At 42.8% G+C, this 15,977-nt stretch carries 16 protein-coding genes; 11 read left to right on the top strand and 5 right to left on the bottom strand.

All coding sequences use genetic code 11. The annotated features are described in order from the left end of the window. Nucleotides 1-10: 10 nt before the first annotated feature. A complete protein-coding gene (locus ACTWPM_RS19245; RefSeq protein ID WP_443134598.1) occupies nucleotides 11-181 on the bottom strand; it encodes a hypothetical protein in 171 nt (56 codons plus the stop codon). 434 nt (nucleotides 182-615) lie between these two features. Between ACTWPM_RS19245 and ACTWPM_RS19240 the strand changes: the two genes are divergently transcribed. Next, the gene (locus ACTWPM_RS19240; RefSeq protein ID WP_443134597.1) at nucleotides 616-1,023 is read left to right on the top strand and encodes a disulfide oxidoreductase; all 408 of its coding nucleotides are present in this window, start codon (nucleotides 616-618) and stop codon (nucleotides 1,021-1,023) included. Nucleotides 1,024-1,036: 13 nt separating this feature from the next. Further along, complete coding sequence (locus ACTWPM_RS19235; protein ID WP_443134596.1) at nucleotides 1,037-1,534, top strand: thioredoxin family protein; 498 nt, start codon at nucleotides 1,037-1,039, stop codon at nucleotides 1,532-1,534. 33 nt (nucleotides 1,535-1,567) lie between these two features. Here the strand turns inward: ACTWPM_RS19235 and ACTWPM_RS19230 are convergent, their stop codons facing one another. Continuing rightward, nucleotides 1,568-2,071: an antibiotic biosynthesis monooxygenase family protein gene (locus ACTWPM_RS19230; RefSeq protein WP_443134595.1), complete on the bottom strand. Its 504-nt coding sequence runs from the start codon at nucleotides 2,069-2,071 to the stop codon at nucleotides 1,568-1,570. Nucleotides 2,072-2,168: 97 nt separating this feature from the next. Between ACTWPM_RS19230 and ACTWPM_RS19225 the strand changes: the two genes are divergently transcribed. The 5 genes from ACTWPM_RS19225 to ACTWPM_RS19205 all read left to right on the top strand — a co-directional run bounded on the left by ACTWPM_RS19225 (nucleotide 2,169) and on the right by ACTWPM_RS19205 (nucleotide 9,008). Next, the gene (locus tag ACTWPM_RS19225) at nucleotides 2,169-4,343 is read left to right on the top strand and encodes a transglycosylase domain-containing protein (RefSeq protein WP_443134594.1); all 2,175 of its coding nucleotides are present in this window, start codon (nucleotides 2,169-2,171) and stop codon (nucleotides 4,341-4,343) included. Between the two features lie 118 nt (nucleotides 4,344-4,461). Further along, nucleotides 4,462-5,496 (top strand): uroporphyrinogen decarboxylase, encoded by a 1,035-nt coding sequence (gene hemE / locus ACTWPM_RS19220; RefSeq protein ID WP_443134593.1) that lies wholly within the window; start codon nucleotides 4,462-4,464, stop codon nucleotides 5,494-5,496. Nucleotides 5,497-5,511: 15 nt separating this feature from the next. Continuing rightward, nucleotides 5,512-6,447 carry a ferrochelatase gene (gene hemH, locus ACTWPM_RS19215; RefSeq protein ID WP_443134592.1) on the top strand — a complete coding sequence of 312 codons (936 nt, stop codon included), beginning with the start codon at nucleotides 5,512-5,514 and terminating at the stop codon, nucleotides 6,445-6,447. A 2-nt stretch (nucleotides 6,448-6,449) separates the two neighbouring features. Further along, nucleotides 6,450-7,865, top strand: a complete 1,416-nt coding sequence (gene hemY / locus ACTWPM_RS19210; protein ID WP_443134591.1) for a protoporphyrinogen oxidase — start codon at nucleotides 6,450-6,452, stop codon at nucleotides 7,863-7,865. Nucleotides 7,866-7,994: 129 nt separating this feature from the next. Continuing rightward, nucleotides 7,995-9,008, top strand: coding sequence for a LacI family DNA-binding transcriptional regulator (locus ACTWPM_RS19205; protein ID WP_443134590.1), 1,014 nt, complete (start codon nucleotides 7,995-7,997; stop codon nucleotides 9,006-9,008). A 231-nt stretch (nucleotides 9,009-9,239) separates the two neighbouring features. On the opposite strand, the gene ACTWPM_RS19200 is transcribed toward ACTWPM_RS19205, so the two are convergent. Continuing rightward, complete coding sequence (locus ACTWPM_RS19200; protein ID WP_443134589.1) at nucleotides 9,240-9,704, bottom strand: hypothetical protein; 465 nt, start codon at nucleotides 9,702-9,704, stop codon at nucleotides 9,240-9,242. Nucleotides 9,705-9,999: 295 nt separating this feature from the next. Next, the gene (gene yhfH / locus ACTWPM_RS19195; RefSeq protein WP_087946050.1) at nucleotides 10,000-10,128 is read right to left on the bottom strand and encodes a protein YhfH; all 129 of its coding nucleotides are present in this window, start codon (nucleotides 10,126-10,128) and stop codon (nucleotides 10,000-10,002) included. Nucleotides 10,129-10,246: 118 nt separating this feature from the next. On the opposite strand from yhfH, the gene ACTWPM_RS19190 reads away from it, so the two are divergent. From ACTWPM_RS19190 to ACTWPM_RS19180, 3 genes are all read left to right on the top strand, one after another. After that, a complete protein-coding gene (locus ACTWPM_RS19190) occupies nucleotides 10,247-10,978 on the top strand; it encodes an MBL fold metallo-hydrolase (RefSeq protein ID WP_443134588.1) in 732 nt (243 codons plus the stop codon). Nucleotides 10,979-11,046: 68 nt separating this feature from the next. Then, nucleotides 11,047-12,048: a lipoate--protein ligase gene (locus ACTWPM_RS19185; protein WP_443134587.1), complete on the top strand. Its 1,002-nt coding sequence runs from the start codon at nucleotides 11,047-11,049 to the stop codon at nucleotides 12,046-12,048. 166 nt (nucleotides 12,049-12,214) lie between these two features. Continuing rightward, nucleotides 12,215-13,753 (top strand): fatty acid--CoA ligase family protein, encoded by a 1,539-nt coding sequence (locus tag ACTWPM_RS19180; protein ID WP_443134586.1) that lies wholly within the window; start codon nucleotides 12,215-12,217, stop codon nucleotides 13,751-13,753. Nucleotides 13,754-14,617: 864 nt separating this feature from the next. Here ACTWPM_RS19180 and ACTWPM_RS19175 read toward each other — a convergent pair. Next, complete coding sequence (locus ACTWPM_RS19175; RefSeq protein ID WP_443134585.1) at nucleotides 14,618-15,148, bottom strand: GNAT family N-acetyltransferase; 531 nt, start codon at nucleotides 15,146-15,148, stop codon at nucleotides 14,618-14,620. A gap of 705 nt (nucleotides 15,149-15,853) precedes the next feature. Between ACTWPM_RS19175 and ACTWPM_RS19170 the strand changes: the two genes are divergently transcribed. Beyond that, on the top strand, nucleotides 15,854-15,977 hold a 124-nt coding region (locus tag ACTWPM_RS19170; RefSeq protein ID WP_443134619.1), incomplete at its 3' end, for a helix-turn-helix domain-containing protein.

Raw genomic sequence — 15,977 nt, 5'->3', positions numbered from 1 at the left:
TTCATCTGGATTAAATGCTTTTAGTACGGGCTGTTGGCTGTTGCAGGTCGTTACATCCTGAAAATGGGTAGAAAACCACATGGTCTAATTCCTCATCACGCACATGATGTTTGAAATGGTTTTGAGCTTCTGATTTGGCAAGGTCCGGAGGGGACGATGAAGACTCCTGTGGGATAGACATGATCGGTGAGACCCCGGAGAGCGGAGCTCGAGGAGGCTCAGCACAAGGGATGTTCGACTAAGGTCGCCACATCCTGTGGCAACGTCGAACGACCCTGCGTCGTGCAGGGCCGGAAAGCGAATCGTCCCCCGCAGGACCTTCACTCTATTTCAATATCTCCAATTCGAGTCTTCAACTATTCGGCACTATTGTTCAATAAATGCACTTATGAAAAATCAACAGTTTAAAGATGAATCGCAAGTAAAAAAAGATATAGTAAGTATTATAATATATGACAAAGTACTAACTGAAACATCTTGAAAAGCCACTTTGGGTGGCTTTTTTTGTTTCTGTGACAACTTTGTGATAAGTGAGGAATAGGGACAAAACTATTTTGTTTTCGAAACAATCCCTAGTATAATATCAAAATAGAGAGGTAGAAAGGAAAATGACGAATGAAGGCGAATCATGAAAATCTATTGTTTATCATATGGGCAGCCGCGCTTACTGCTACAGCAGGAAGCTTATTCTTTTCTGAGGTTCTGGGCTATGAACCTTGTGAGCTATGCTGGTACCAGCGTATTCTCATGTATCCACTTGTGATAGTATATGGGGCCGGACTGGTTAAAAAAAATGCAGCTATGACGCTGCCGGGGCTGATTCTAAGTGGAATTGGAGCCGCAGTCTCTATATACCATTACTTATTGCAGAAAGTACCCGCGATAGGAGCAGGGGATGCTTGTGGACTAGTTCCATGTAATGCGCAGTACATTAATTATTTTGGCTTTATTACCATTCCTTTTTTGGCAGGAACGGCATTTATTATTATTTTTATCACACATCTAATGATGGTAAGGAAGTAAAGGGGATTTTATTATGAAGAAAAAAATGATTATTTTTGGTACAGGCTTAGCTGTATTAATTGCTGTATTGATCTTTGTAGTGAACTACCAGAATAGTCAGAAGACGGCAGATAATCCTTATGGCAAGGATAATCTTAACCAAGCAACGATCGACCAATTGGATAACGAAAATTACCAAAATCAAATCCAGCCTGACGAACTAGAGGAACAAATTGAATCCGGTGAAGATACTACCGTTTATTTTTACAGCCCTACTTGCGTCCACTGTCAGCGTACGACTCCTATCGTAGTGCCGATGACTCAGGAGCTTGGCGTAGATATGAAGAAAATGAATGTGCTTGAGTTTAAAGAGCAGATGGAAAAATATGGTATCGAAGGTACGCCGACCATTGTACACTATGAAAACGGAGAAGAAAGAGCACGGATTTCAGGTGAACAGCCCGTAACCACTTTTGATAACTTTTTCCGTCAAGAAGTTTTAGATGAGGAATCCGGACAGGCAGAAGAATAAAAAAGTGAGCGGCACTGTCCGCTCACTTTTCGTTTATTCCTCTAACTGAAGCATTTGATACTTGGTAATGTAGGCATCTCCATCAATAAATGAAGGCTTTTTCTCGTGCTTTGGTCCTGAATTTTTGTGGGCTTGCTCGAAAGATTGGGAATTCTTCCAGTCTTCAAAGTCCTGAGCATTGCGCCACTGAGTCAGCACCACATAAGTATTACCTTTAACTGGCCGCAAGATCCGAATCGCCTGAAAACCTTCCATGTTCTCAACATTCCCTGCACGATTTTTGAAGCGGTCCTCAAATACAGGACGACCTTCGTCAGCTACAGGAATGTTATTCATAACCACGTATCCCTTAGGTTGAAGGGTGCCGACAGAGTCTACAATTTCGTACTCGCGTCCTTCTTCAAAAATTGGATTCTCTCCTTCGTAATAAGCCACTGTTTTATCCTGGTCCTGCATAAATAAGAGGTGAGCATCTGGATGTTGTTTGTCTAATTTAGCTAAGTAATTCAAAGTGCCATTTGTCATCGAAACTTTCATAATGGATGTCTCCTTTCCAACATTAATTTCAGTTTAGCAATTGAAATGGTAAACCCGCAAGTTTGAAAGAGATTGCACAAGAAAGGGTGCATATAAGGTGAAACAATACGATTATCTTAAGCCGATCCAGCGTGCAGCAAGGCGTGTACGATGGGCTGGCATAATCCTCGCTATCCTTGTAATGGCCGGTATTTTAGGTTATATAACCATCCTGTTTGGAGGCCGTTTAGTAGTTAGTGAAGAAGATCTGGTTTTAGACGAAAAAACGTTTGTCGAAACCAAAGATGGAGAAATAATTGAAGAGATATATACGAAAAATAGAGAAATTATAGATCTAGCCGATGTACCTGGGCACGTGCAGGAAGCGTTTGTAGCGATTGAAGACAGCCGCTTCTATGAACATTCTGGAATTGATTTTAAATCGATTGTCCGTGCCGTGTACAAAGATATTATCGCTATGGCAAAGGTCGAAGGAGCCAGTACCATTACTCAGCAGCTGGCGAAAAACCTGTCCTTATCCAATGATAAAACGTGGATGAGGAAGACGAAGGAAGTTATGGCCGCCATTTATCTGGAGCGGAATTTTACGAAGGATGAAATTCTGGAACTCTATTTAAACCGGATCTATTTTGGAGAAGGTGTTTATGGAATTGAGGCCGCTGCGCAGCATTATTTCCAGAGCTCAGCTTCAGAACTTACGGTAGCTGAGGGGGCGCTGCTCGCCGGCATGCCAAAAGCTCCGAATTCCTATTCTCCTTTTGATAATCCAGAAGAAGCGAAAGCAAGGCGGAACCTTGTTCTTTCGCGTATGCATGATACTGGAACTATATCGGCTGCCGATATGAAGAGTTACCAGGGGGCAACCTTGGGAGCGGAAGAAGATGAATCAGAAACCGAAACATGGACGAATAGTTATGTGGATTTAGTAATTGCAGAAGCGGCAGAGAAATATGACATTTCGAGAGATGAGTTAAAACGCGGAGGCTACCGCGTGATTGTGGAAATGGATCCTGTTGCTCAGCGGATTGCTTCTGAAAATATGCAGAACGGAGAATTTGTTCCCGGTACGAATGGGGAAGTCCAAGGGGCTTTAACGTTGATGGATCATGAAACAGGAGCCTTGCGCGCGGTGGTCGGCGGCAGAGATTTTAAACACGGGGATATCAACCGCGTATTAACCGCACATCAGCCGGCGTCTGCCATCAAGCCTCTTGCCGTTTATGGACCAGCCCTTATGACTGAAAAGTACACTCCTTACACGGTTCTTCCTGATGAGAAACAGGAATTTGCGGATGGATGGACGCCGGAAAATTACGACGGTGAATATGACGGCACTGTGTCTCTATATCAGGCGCTTAGCCAGTCTAAAAACGTGGCAGCCGTGTGGCTGCTAGATCAAATGGGTATTGATTATGCAAAAGGTTATTTAAAAGAGCTTGGACTTGAGACGAAAGACGAGGGACTGGCGATTGCTCTCGGCGCACTTACGGAAGGATATACTCCTCTGCAAATGGCAGAAGGTTATCGCAGTTTTGCTCAAAACGGAAAAGTCACAGACAGTTACACGATCACTCAAATCAAAGATCGATCCGATGTAGTCATTCATAAGCATCAAAGTGAAGAAGAAACTGAGGTGTTCAGTCCACAGACAGCCTGGTATATGACTGAAATGCTGCAAAGCACAGTCAACGAAGGCACAGCAAGTGCAGGTGATTATCGTAAAGCACTGGCAGGGAAAACAGGGACCCAGCAGCACCTGGATGGTGATAATAAGGATGTATGGTTTGCCGGATATACACCGGAGTACGTCGGAACGTTGTGGATGGGCTATGACCAGGCCGGGGAGAATTACCGCTTAGAGGGCGGGAGCAGCTATCCTACAAGACTGATGAAGGAAATATTATCGCAAATCGACGAGGAAAAGAATTTAAAAGAAAGTTTTGAACGTCCTGAGGGAGTAGAAGGTTTGCCGGAACCGATTGAAATGCCTAATATCGAGGACGCTGCAGGATCTTTAAGTTTATCAGGGCTTGCCAGGTTCCGCGGAACGATCAGCTGGACGCCTGCGGACGACGATCGACTGGTTTACCGTATTTACAGAGAAGAAGAAGGAGAAGATGTAAAAGTAGGGGAAGTAACTGGAAAAGGCGAGTTTAAAGTAAATGCCTTTGGAATATTTGATCAGACCACGTATTATATCGTTCCTTTTGATCCTTTGACAGGAAGAGAAGGTGAACCGTCCAATAAAGTGACCTTGAATTGGGACCTGTGAAAAAACGCACAATATCGTGAAAATTAGTTCATTTTTCTATACAGAAGAAGGATATATCGTTATAGTGGAAATCGGATGAACGATGAACGATGAACGTGGATAAAGGAGCTAGGTGATTATGAATAAAATTGAAAACGATACGATCTTAAGAGCTTTTCAGGGAGAAAAGACGGAGCATACACCGGTTTGGTTTATGCGTCAGGCAGGCAGATCCCAGCCTGAATATCGTAAATTAAAAGAGAAATATTCGTTGTTTGAAATTACACATGAACCAGAACTATGCGCTTATGTGACCCGCCTTCCTGTGGAACAGTACGGAGTCGATGCAGCAATTTTATACAAGGATATTATGTCTCCTCTTCCTGCGCTAGGTGTAGATGTGGAGATTAAGAAAGGCATCGGACCGGTGATCCACAATCCGATCCGCTCAAGAGCCGATGTAGAAAACCTTGGGACCATTGATCCGGAGTCCGATGTACCTTACGTTCTGGATACAATCAGACTTCTCACCAAGGAGCAGCTGACGGTTCCTTTAATCGGCTTCAGTGGAGCGCCGTTTACCCTGGCTAGTTACATGGTGGAAGGCGGCCCTTCCAAAAACTATAATAAAACGAAATCCTTGATGTACAGTGAACCAATGACATGGTTCGCTTTAATGGACAAGTTGGCTGATATGGTGATCACCTATGTCCGTGCTCAGGTTAAAGCAGGTGCCAGGGCTATTCAGATCTTTGATTCGTGGGTTGGGGCCCTGAATGTGGAAGACTATCGTACGTTTATTAAACCAGTGATGGAAAGAATCTTCAGCGAATTGCGTGCGGAGGGTGTACCCCTTATTTTATTCGGCGTAGGCGCGCGCCATCTGGCTCTGGAATGGAATGACCTCCCTGTAGATGTCATGGGACTTGACTGGAGAATGTCCATTACCGAAGCAAGAAATAATGGCATTACTAAGCCGTTGCAGGGAAATCTGGATCCTTCTCTGCTCCTGGCCGATTGGGACGTGATTGAAGAGCGGACGAAGCGTATTATAGATGAAGGGCGCAAGCATCCCGCTCATATATTTAATCTTGGTCACGGCGTAACACCTGATATCAAGCCCGAAACATTGAAACGATTGACCAATCTGGTCCATGAATATTCAAAATCTTAGTGAGAGGTGACGATCATGGCTAAAAAACAAATGGGACTGCTAGTTATGGCTTATGGTACGCCATACAAAGAAGAAGATTTGGAACGCTATTACACACACATCCGGCGCGGTAGAAAGCCGACGGATGAAATGCTTCAGGATCTTAGAGATCGTTATGACGCCATTGGAGGTATTTCTCCTCTAGCAAGAATTACAGACGATCAGGCAGAATCTCTTAGAAATGATTTGAATCAAAATCAGGACGAAATTGAATTTAAACTATACATCGGGCTTAAGCACATTGAACCTTTCGTAGAAGAGGCGGTTCAACAGATGGCTGAAGACGGAATTGAAGAAGCCGTATCTATTGTACTTGCTCCTCATTATTCCACCTTCAGTGTGAAATCTTATAATGGACGGGCTCAAGAAGAAGCGGAAAAGCACGGCATAACCATCCGTTCGGTGGAAAGCTGGTATGACGCTCCGGGGTTCATCGACTTCTGGAAAGAAAAAATACTGATTGAGTATTCGAAAATTGCAGAAGAAGAAAAGAAAAATACATGCTTGATCGTATCGGCTCACAGTCTTCCTATGAAAATTCTAGAAGGCGGTGATCCTTATCCGGATCAGCTGAAGAAAACCGCTGAGATGATTAGTGAAGCGACTGGAATTACTCAATACGAAATCGGCTGGCAAAGTGAGGGTAACACCCCGGATCCTTGGATTGGACCGGATGTACAGGACCTGACCCGTGATTTGTATCATGAGAAAGGCTACACGTCCTTCATTTATGCTCCCGTAGGCTTTGTATCGGATCACCTGGAAGTACTTTACGATAATGACTATGAGTGTAAAGTCGTCTGTGATGAAGTAGGAGCAGATTACTACCGTCCAGAAATGCCTAACACCAATGATAAGTTTATCCACACCCTTGCTGGTGTCGTACTTGAAAAAGCAGAAGAGCAGCGATAAGAATGACGGAACAAAAAAAAGTACTTATTGTTGGCGGAGGCATTTCAGGATTAACAGCTGCTTATTATCTGCAAAAAGAACAAAAGCAGAAAAATTTACCTCTGGATGTTCAATTGATCGAAGCGAGTGGTCAATTAGGAGGAAAAATTAAAACTGAAAAGAGAGATGGATTTACGATTGAAAGAGGACCGGATTCTTTTCTCGCTCGTAAAGAAAGCGCCGCTAGACTGGCTGAAGAAGTCGGTCTTGGCGATCAGCTTGTACCTAATGGGACGGGACAGTCTTACATTCTGGTGAACGGTAAACTTCATAAAATGCCGAGCGGTTCTTTTATGGGAATCCCGACTCGTATTCGTCCTTTCTTATTTTCCGGCCTTTTTACTCCAGCTGGAAAAATAAGAGCGTCCTTAGATTTGATGAAGCCGAAGAAACAGGTGGAAGGCGATCAGGCGTTAGGTCTGTTTTTCCGTAGACGTCTTGGCAGCCAGGTGGTTGAGAATTTAATCGAACCGCTACTTTCCGGCATTTATGCAGGGGACATTGATAAGCTGAGTCTTGAAGCTACCTTCCCTGATTTTTACCGCTTAGAGCAGGAATACGGAAGTTTAATTAAAGGGTTACGCAAAACGCGTTCCATCAGTAAACCCAAAAAAGGGGAAAAGAAACCAAGCATGTTCCGTACACTCGAACATGGCCTGGAATCCTTAGTGGATGCTGTAGAAGATAAACTTGCCCCTGGCTCTGTAAGAAAGAATACAAAAGTCGATCACATTGAGAGAAAGCCTCAAGGTTATCACGTGCTGTTAAGTGATGGAACCGTAGAAGAGGCGGATGCTGTCATACTGGCCGTTCCTCACTTTCAGGCACAGCGTATGCTGTCTCAATTCGATTTTATGGATCCTTTTAAAGAAGTCAATGCGACCTCTGTAGCTAATGTTGCTATGGCATTTGATGCCTCAGCGATTAAGAAAGATATTGATGGTACAGGCTTTGTCGTGTCACGGAACAGCAGCTTCAGAATTACAGCCTGTACGTGGACGCATAAAAAATGGCCCCATTCGACTCCGGCTGGGAAAGTAATGCTTCGCTGCTATGTAGGGAAGCCTGACGACCAGGACGTGGTGAACCTGCCGGATGAAGACATTGTTGAGATTGCCTTGAATGATTTAAATAAAACGATGAACATTACCGACAAGCCCGATTTTTCCATTGTGACCCGCTGGTATGACGCTATGCCTCAATATCAAGTAGGACACAAAGACCGCTTATCAGAGATCACGGAACAAATGGACAAGCAATTGCCCGGTGTCTGTTTAGCAGGAGGCTCCTACCGTGGAATTGGTCTTCCAGATTGTATAGATCAAGGGGAAGCAGCGGTAGAGAAGGTGCTTACCTCTATAAAGAATAATCGTATTTAAAACTGCTGCCTCCGGGCAGTAGTTTTTTTTCTTAAATTATGAAAGGGCTTGCAAGAAAACTGAAGGATTAGTATGATTTAAATTGGAAACGTTTTCAAGTTACCGCAAACATCATCAGGGGGAGATCAAATGGCTACAATAGAAGATGTAGCGAAGCTGGCTGGCTTATCAAGAACGACGGTATCCAGAGTCATTAATGACCAGCCCTATGTAACAGATGAAAAAAAACAGCGCATCCTTCACGCAATGGACGAACTCGGGTATGTTCCTAATTCTTCTGCACGGCGCCTGCGCAGTCAGCGCACCGAAACCATTGCTGTATTACTGCCGCGCATAACCAATCCTTTTTTTGGGAATTTAATAGAATCTATGGAGCAGAAAGCATCCAGGGCAGGCTATCAGGTAATTGTCTGTCAGACCCACGATTCAAAAAAGAAAGAGCTCGATTATCTTCAGTTATTAAAAACAAAGCAAGTGGATGGCATTATCATGACTTCTTTAGTAAACGACTGGGAATTAGTTCAACCTTACCTGGAAAATGGCCCGATTGTGCTGTGTAATGAATATATGGAAAATAAACATGTGCCGATGATTCATATGGACCACAGACAGGCGGCTTACGAAGCAGTGCAGCATTTAATTGAACAGGGGTGTAAACACTTAGCCTTTGTTCATGGTGGACAGGAAGGGCACTTAACATTAGAGAGAAAACGGGGATTTGAGCAAGCCTTAATGGAAAATGGTCTTTCTTCATCGGAAGATCAAGTGATCCAGGGGCCGATGGATGTAGGGGACGGCAGGCATCTGTTCACTTATATAAAAAAAGAAATGCCTCATATCGACGGAATATTTACCGGTTCCGATGAAGTGGCGGCAGGAATTATCTATGAAGCTGCCCATTCCGATTGGAAAATTCCTGAAGACCTTTCGGTTGTAGGCTTCGATAATCAGATGCTGTCGCTTCTTATGGTGCCTTCAATCACAACGATTGAGCAGCCTGTAAAGAAGTTAGCTGATAAAACTGTGGAAGTCTTACTGAAACAGCTGCTTCATCCCGATCCTGTGCGTGGGAAGAGCCATGTGTTTGATCACAAACTCGTAGTCAGAGGATCAACAAGGAAAGAAGAATTAATCATACATTAAACCCACTATTCTGTGGGTTTTTTCTTTTGATAAATTCATCGTGTAGATTTTATGTTAACAAGAGTCCATTAAGGAGGAGATGGTGACCGGGAAAGCAAATCTCAGCCACAGCAACCCAGGAGTGCGATTGTGCCGTGCGCTGCTATAATGGGTCCTCCGGCCCCGGAAAAGCGCAGCTCCTAATTAAAGGGATCGAAACGACTATTCGTTCCATTAGTTGAATTAGCTTTTTTAGGAGAGTCGTGCTAAGGATTTCGCGGCTTTTTTCAATTGGAAGAAATACCAATCAATAACGATAAGGCCTATAACATAGATGATCACGGAGTATAAAATGTGCCAGCCCTGATCATAGATGATTTTACCTACGGATAAAGCATAAATTTCAAAGCCATTCAAGAGCACCATAAATAAAGGATACATAATCCAGCGGCTAATTTGTTTAAAGTAAAGAAAATAAATAAACCATGCAGCAACAATGGGGTTATAACCAAAATCGATAAAGATGGTATTCATTAAATGAATTTTTCCTTCAGGAATTAAGAGCCAAAAGCCCAATTGCACTCCTAACTGATTACCTACCATCGAAAATAAAGCAGTAAATGGAACAACTGTATATAATAACACCCGGGCGCGTTTAAAAAGAAAAACTCCGCTAATCCAGGGGAGAACAAATCCTAATATGATATTTATCAGCAAAGTTGAATCCCCCTCTGAATAGACAGTCTGAGGCATTTGTCTTTTATTATTATGGGACGGTGCTTCTTTGTTATAAGTGTTAATTTATGTAATCGTTTAGTAAGTACTTGCATAATCTGAAGCGCTGTAACTGGATAGTGACGGGAAGGAAAGCAGATCTCAAGGGTTAAAACTGTAATGTAACAGTTCTGAAGAACAGAAAAGTGGAAAATAAAAAATTCCAAAAAAAAAGCAGCTTTTATACAGCTGCTCCAAATTACATGTTCCAGATTCATTTTTTTGTGGAATACTAGAATTAGTGAGCCGGGTGGTCGCATTCGTCGCAAACGTTACCGTAGCAATCAGCTTTTTCCTGGATAACATCACCGCACTTGGAGCATTGTTTCTCGGGCAAATTACGGAAGAATTCAATTACGCTCATCATGTTACATCGCCTCCAATTAATTTAGTGTAAAGTCATTGTATTATAACAATATGCAGAAATCAACAGTCTGTTATAAAACAATTAAAAAATAGGTAAAAAGATACAAGGAGTGGTAAAAATGAAAGTGACAGTAATCGGTTATTGGGGAGCCTATCCTGAGGCAGGAAGCGCTACTTCAGGATATTTATATGAACAGGACGGGTTCAAAATGCTCGTTGATTGCGGAAGTGGTGTACTATCCCGGCTGCAGCAGTTTACCAATCTTACTGATCTTGATGCGGTGGTGCTGTCGCATTATCACCACGACCATATAGCCGACATTGGACCTTTACAGTACGCTTATCTTGTACAAAACTCTTTGAATGACACCAATGAGGTACTGCCTATTTACGGGCATAAGGAAGATAAAGAAGCATTTAAGGCACTAACTCACCAGTACACCAAAGGAGTAGAGTATGATCCTAAACAGAGTTTACAAGTAGGGCCGTTTACCATTGATTTTCAAAAAACAGAGCATCCCGTTCCTTGTTATGGGATGAGTATTACGGATGGAAATGAAACAGTGGTTTATACAGCGGATACTAGTTATTTCTCTGAGTGGGGAGAATTCGCCAGGAATGCGGATCTTCTTATTACAGATACCAATTTCTTTAAAGGAATGGACGGAAAAGGACCCGGGCACATGACAAGTACAGAAGCGGCTTCGATAGCTGCTGAAGCTTCAGTAGGTACTCTTTGGCTCAGCCATCTGCCTCACTTTGGTGTTCAGGGAAGGTTGCTGCAGGAAGCGCAGGATGTTTTTCAAGGACATATTCAAATAGCTGAGGAAGGTTTAACGTGGGGAGAATAGATTGTCTAAACATGTCGAAACCATTACAATAGAGAATTAGAACAGTCTTTGTGGAAAGGATGAGAATAATGCTATTTATTGATCACGAAGGAATCAATGACCCTACGATTAACCTTGCGATTGAGGAGTACGCGTTAAAAAACCTCGATATTAACGAAACGTACCTGCTTTTTTACGTAAATGAGCCTTCCATTATTATTGGGAAAAACCAGAACACGGTAGAAGAGATTAATACCAATTACGTGGAGGAGAACGGTATTCATGTTGTACGTCGATTATCTGGCGGGGGAGCGGTTTACCATGACCTTGGTAATTTAAGCTTTAGTTTTATTACGAAAGACGATGGAGACAGCTTTAACGATTTCGCTAAATTCACAAAACCCGTAACAGAGGCATTGAAACAGATCGGCGTAAACGCGGAATTGTCCGGTCGTAATGATGTGGTTGCTGAAGACGGACGTAAAATCTCAGGAAATGCTCAATTTTCCACCAAAGGGCGGATGTTCAGTCATGGAACGCTAATGCTGGATTCAGAAATAGAAAATGTCGTCTCTGCTCTTAATGTGAAAACTGAAAAAATTAAATCAAAGGGCATCAAATCCATTCGCAGCCGCGTAGCAAATATTTCTGAGTTTCTTGAAGAAAAAATCTCAATGGAAGAATTTAAAAATCTTATTTTGCACCATATTTTCGACGTTGAAGATGTAAAAGATGTACCTCAATATAAATTAACTGAGGAAGATTGGGAGAATATCTATAAGCTTTCCGAAGAGAGATACCGAAACTGGGACTGGAACTATGGCAAATCTCCTAAATTCAACATTCAGCACACTGAGCGCATTGAAGGTGCCGGCAGCTATGATGTACGTCTGGACGTAGCGAAAGGCTATATTAAAAATGCCAAAATTTACGGTGACTTCTTTGGTGTAGGGGATATCAGTGATGTGGAAGAAAAACTGATCGGTACGCAGTACAATCGTCAGGCGATCGCAGAAGCTCTTGAAGATATTGATATTTCTCAGTATTTAGGGAAAATCAGTCTAGAGCAGTTTTTGGATATCGTATATTAAACTAACTTATAAAGATGATAAAAGATTCCTCATGCGATGGGGGATCTTTTTTATACTTCTTTGACGAAACTTGCTAATTAATTGTCAGTATTTTATAATTAGAGTGAAAATTTTTAATTATAATATGAATGATTATTCATTCAGAATAAAAAAAGGGGAGTCATTCATGAATTTAAGTGAACAGTTGTCCGTAACAGCTCAGCGTAACCCTTCTAAAGATGCTTACATATTTCAGGGACAAAAGGTGAGTTATCAGGAATTCGATGCATCGGTTACAAAGTTTGCTTCCAGATTGACTGAATTAGGGTACGGGAGACAGGACCACATCGCCCTTGTCAGCGGGAACAGTCCGCTCTTTATGATCGGCTTGTATGGAGCACTGCGGGCAGGAGTCACCGTTATTCCAATCAATCCGACTTATACAGCCGACGAAATGAGCTACATTCTGAAAAACGGGGATGTAAAAGCCGTCATCACGATGGATGTATTACTCGAACAATTTGAAAAGATGGATGAAGAGTTAGAGGTATATCATTACTTTACGGCAGACACAGGTTCAGGAATTGATTTGAACAGCTCTCCGTTATCCCAAAAAATGAAATCGTTTACAAATGTACTGGCGGAAGGAAAACTTGATTATGAACCACCAAGTCTGGATAGTGAAGATACGGCTGTCATTCTTTACACTTCGGGCACAACTGGTAAACCTAAAGGAGCGATGCTCACGCATAAAAACTTGTACTCCAATGCCGTGGATGTCGCAAATTACTTGCAGATTTCATCGGATGATCGTGTTATTGCCACCCTGCCGATGTTCCATGTATTCTGCTTAACGGTTGCTTTAAACGCTCCGGTGATGAATGGAGGAACGGTTTTAATTGTACCAAAATTCTCTCCGCAGAATGTATTTGCAATAGCAGAGGAGTATAAAGCTACCGTCTTTGCCGGGGTACCAACGATGTATAATTACCTGCAGCAAACCGGTAAGGACCAGGTTCACACATTTGCTAACATGAGACTCTGCATAGCCGGCGGCTCTTCTCTGCCTGTTGCTCTTTTGGAGTCGTTTGAAAAGCAATTTAATGTGCGGATCTCAGAAGGGTATGGTTTGTCAGAAGCTTCTCCTGTTACCACCTTCAACCCGCTTGACCGACCGCGAAAAGCTGGTTCTATTGGTGCCAATATTCGTAATGTAGAAAATAAAGTGGTGGACGAACTTGGAGATGAGGTTCCGGCCGGGGAGGTAGGCGAATTGATCGTCCGCGGTCCGAACGTGATGAAAGGCTATTATAAGATGCCAGAGGAAACGGCTGTAACCATTCGGGAAGGCTGGCTGTACACCGGAGATATGGCACGGGTGGATGAGGAAGGCTATTTTTATATTGTAGATCGTAAGAAGGACATGATTCTTGTAGGCGGCTACAATGTGTACCCAAGGGAAGTGGAAGAAGTACTGTATAACCATCCGGATATTACCGAGGTCGCTGTGGTTGGAGCGCCTGACCCTGACCTTGGGGAAACTGTCATCAGCTTTGTGGTATGCAGCAATCCTGCGATTAATGAAAACGCGCTGAAAGAATACTGCCGGGAGCATCTTGCTAAATATAAAGTTCCTTCACAGATAGAGTTCATGGAAGAACTGCCTAAAAACACAACTGGTAAAATCCTGCGGAAGAATTTACGCGAAAAGCTGGCTCAATCTTAACCTGGTATGTTTCCGGTATAATCAGTAGACAGGACATTTATTATACTGGATTTGCAAACATGCATAGTTCACACTAGGCTTATTACACTATTGGACCGGATTGTGTAATACTCGATTTCGAGATATTGGGTTAGAGTGAAGGTCCTACGGGGGGACGATTTCGGCCAGCTGCATCGCCCAGACACTCGCGTCATAAGCAGGAATTTCAACGGGACGAAAGAACGCATCCCTTTTGAATTTCCTGCTTATGCGTGTCGTGTCTATCGGGGCGATTCCGCTCTTGAACACTTTCCGTGGGCATGTGCTGAGCCTCCTCAGTCTGCGACTTCCGGGGTCTCACCGATCATGTTTATCTCGCAGGAGTCTTCATCATCCCCCTCCGGACCTTGCCAAATCAGTAACTCGAAACCACTTAAGATATCTTATTGATGGACAAAATGAGCATGGGAGCATGAGGATCTGTCATGCTATAAAGATGGGGAATAGCCTGTCATAGGAGCATTTAAGACGAGTTAAGAAAAAGAGCACACTCTATTCTGGCAGGGTCCGTTATTCTCCTGTGGCTGGGTTGGTGGGGAAATGGCGAGACTCCCATGGGAGAAGGGACTAGGTGAGATCCCGCAGGGAGTGAAACAAGCGAGGAAGCTCACCGTTCCCCCATAGGAAAGCGAGTTATTTCCCAACCAAGCCTCCTCTCCTTTCTAATAACGGGCCCAATTGTCTCGAAACTGAGTCATACTCAAACGGGAGCTTATCTTTAATAATTAACACGGAGTTTGACAGAGTCGATTTGTAAACGTCTCCATTTAAAAAAGATTCCGGGAACATATTGTTCTCCGGAATCTTTTTTTTTGAGGGTTTCAATTAAATCTCATCCGTATATTTTTCCATTCGTATATCCTGCCACATTTGATCCCGCCAATAAGTAAAGTTAGGAATGCGGCCGATCTCTTTATATCCTAGTTTCTGATACAGCTTCTGGGCAGGGAGGTTAAATTCAAACACTCCCAGTTCAATTCTGGAAAGTCCCTGTTTCTTGATTTGCTTTTCCAAATACCGGATTGCTTCATACCCAGCTCCTTTGCCTCTGCCTTCCGCTTCCCCAATGGTAATTCCGATCCAGGCTGTACCCGGTTCTTTTTTGTAAAGATGTCCCGGATCGACCATGTAATTCATCGAGCCGACTAATTGTTCATTCAGATAGATAAGGTAAGTATTATGATGAGCGAGGCTTGCCTGTAAATCGTCCTGGGACATCTGCGAACGTCGTTCTAAATCTGATGGGTTTTGGTTGGGACGGGTGAGTGGAATCAGCTCAGGATCATTTTCCCAACGGTTAAAACTATCCACCAGACTTGGGGATGGTTCTTTTAATTTTATGAAATGAGTGCTCATTGACAGCTCCTTTCTTAAAGAAATAGTATAAAAGGGTCTTAGCATAAAATATTATTGGATAGGTTTTTCAGAAGGGTGCGTGCACATTATGCGGCACTCCGCAAGGATACCCTTGCAAGAATAGAATACAAGGTAAGAAAATTAAATAATATAAAAGTTTTACTATCATTGGACTGGAAATAAATTGGACATTTCGGAATGGGAAAAGCGTAAAAAGAAGTTATATAGCCCAAATATAAGCGGCGGTTTTGTAAAGTACTGGATGTAAGATGTCATATCCTAGTAACTTCGCAATCCCTTGCGGTCTTCCGCAATATCTTTTCGGTGAATCTTAATTATTTGTATATTACAATAAGAATAGATAAGCGATGATGCTTATTGATTTTACACTATTTATGATGTGGTGATCATAAGTAGGTCAGTAACTTTGTTACTGATGAGTGTATTCTGTGAAGAAGATTCCTTTCAGGAACTTTTTCAAATTTAATCCCTCACTCAAAAGTTAACCAGTCGTCTCTTTGGCCAATGCTTTCTATAGCATTGGTCCTTTTTTTATCATTCATCGGCAGAAGACTCCATCTTCAAGCGCCGTGTCGAAGACCGGTGGTAAGGGGGAGATGAATACCGTCGCCGTAAGGCGAATGCCTTTGAATATTCTCCCTTCCGTGATATCCTAAAGTAAGAACATATGTTCCTAATTAAGAGGTGGAAAGGTTGAAGCATAAAGCGTATAACTTTCGTATCTATCCAAATAAAACCCAAGAATCGCTCATCGCTAAGACAATCGGTTGCGCTCGTTTTGTCTTCAATCATTTCCTCTCCGAATGGA

The organism is Halobacillus sp. K22, from assembly GCF_052246795.1.
Classification (GTDB): Bacteria; Bacillota; Bacilli; order Bacillales; family Halobacillaceae; genus Halobacillus.
Note: the sequence above shows the minus strand (reverse complement) of the source record. Positions and strands in the feature narration are given on the sequence as shown.

What these genes read in the sequence shown, in the direction of transcription:
- ACTWPM_RS19240 (WP_443134597.1), top strand. Translation starts at nt 616, where the DNA reads ATGAAGGCGAATCATGAAAATCTATTGTTTATCATATGGGCAGCCGCG.
- hemY (WP_443134591.1), top strand. Translation starts at nt 6,450, where the DNA reads ATGACGGAACAAAAAAAAGTACTTATTGTTGGCGGAGGCATTTCAGGA.
- hemE (WP_443134593.1), top strand. Translation starts at nt 4,462, where the DNA reads ATGAATAAAATTGAAAACGATACGATCTTAAGAGCTTTTCAGGGAGAA.
- yhfH (WP_087946050.1), bottom strand. Translation starts at nt 10,128, where the DNA reads ATGATGAGCGTAATTGAATTCTTCCGTAATTTGCCCGAGAAACAATGC.
- ACTWPM_RS19175 (WP_443134585.1), bottom strand. Translation starts at nt 15,148, where the DNA reads ATGAGCACTCATTTCATAAAATTAAAAGAACCATCCCCAAGTCTGGTG.
- ACTWPM_RS19235 (WP_443134596.1), top strand. Translation starts at nt 1,037, where the DNA reads ATGAAGAAAAAAATGATTATTTTTGGTACAGGCTTAGCTGTATTAATT.
- hemH (WP_443134592.1), top strand. Translation starts at nt 5,512, where the DNA reads ATGGCTAAAAAACAAATGGGACTGCTAGTTATGGCTTATGGTACGCCA.
- ACTWPM_RS19185 (WP_443134587.1), top strand. Translation starts at nt 11,047, where the DNA reads ATGCTATTTATTGATCACGAAGGAATCAATGACCCTACGATTAACCTT.
- ACTWPM_RS19190 (WP_443134588.1), top strand. Translation starts at nt 10,247, where the DNA reads ATGAAAGTGACAGTAATCGGTTATTGGGGAGCCTATCCTGAGGCAGGA.
- ACTWPM_RS19230 (WP_443134595.1), bottom strand. Translation starts at nt 2,071, where the DNA reads ATGAAAGTTTCGATGACAAATGGCACTTTGAATTACTTAGCTAAATTA.
- ACTWPM_RS19180 (WP_443134586.1), top strand. Translation starts at nt 12,215, where the DNA reads ATGAATTTAAGTGAACAGTTGTCCGTAACAGCTCAGCGTAACCCTTCT.
- ACTWPM_RS19205 (WP_443134590.1), top strand. Translation starts at nt 7,995, where the DNA reads ATGGCTACAATAGAAGATGTAGCGAAGCTGGCTGGCTTATCAAGAACG.
- ACTWPM_RS19245 (WP_443134598.1), bottom strand. Translation starts at nt 181, where the DNA reads ATGTCTATCCCACAGGAGTCTTCATCGTCCCCTCCGGACCTTGCCAAA.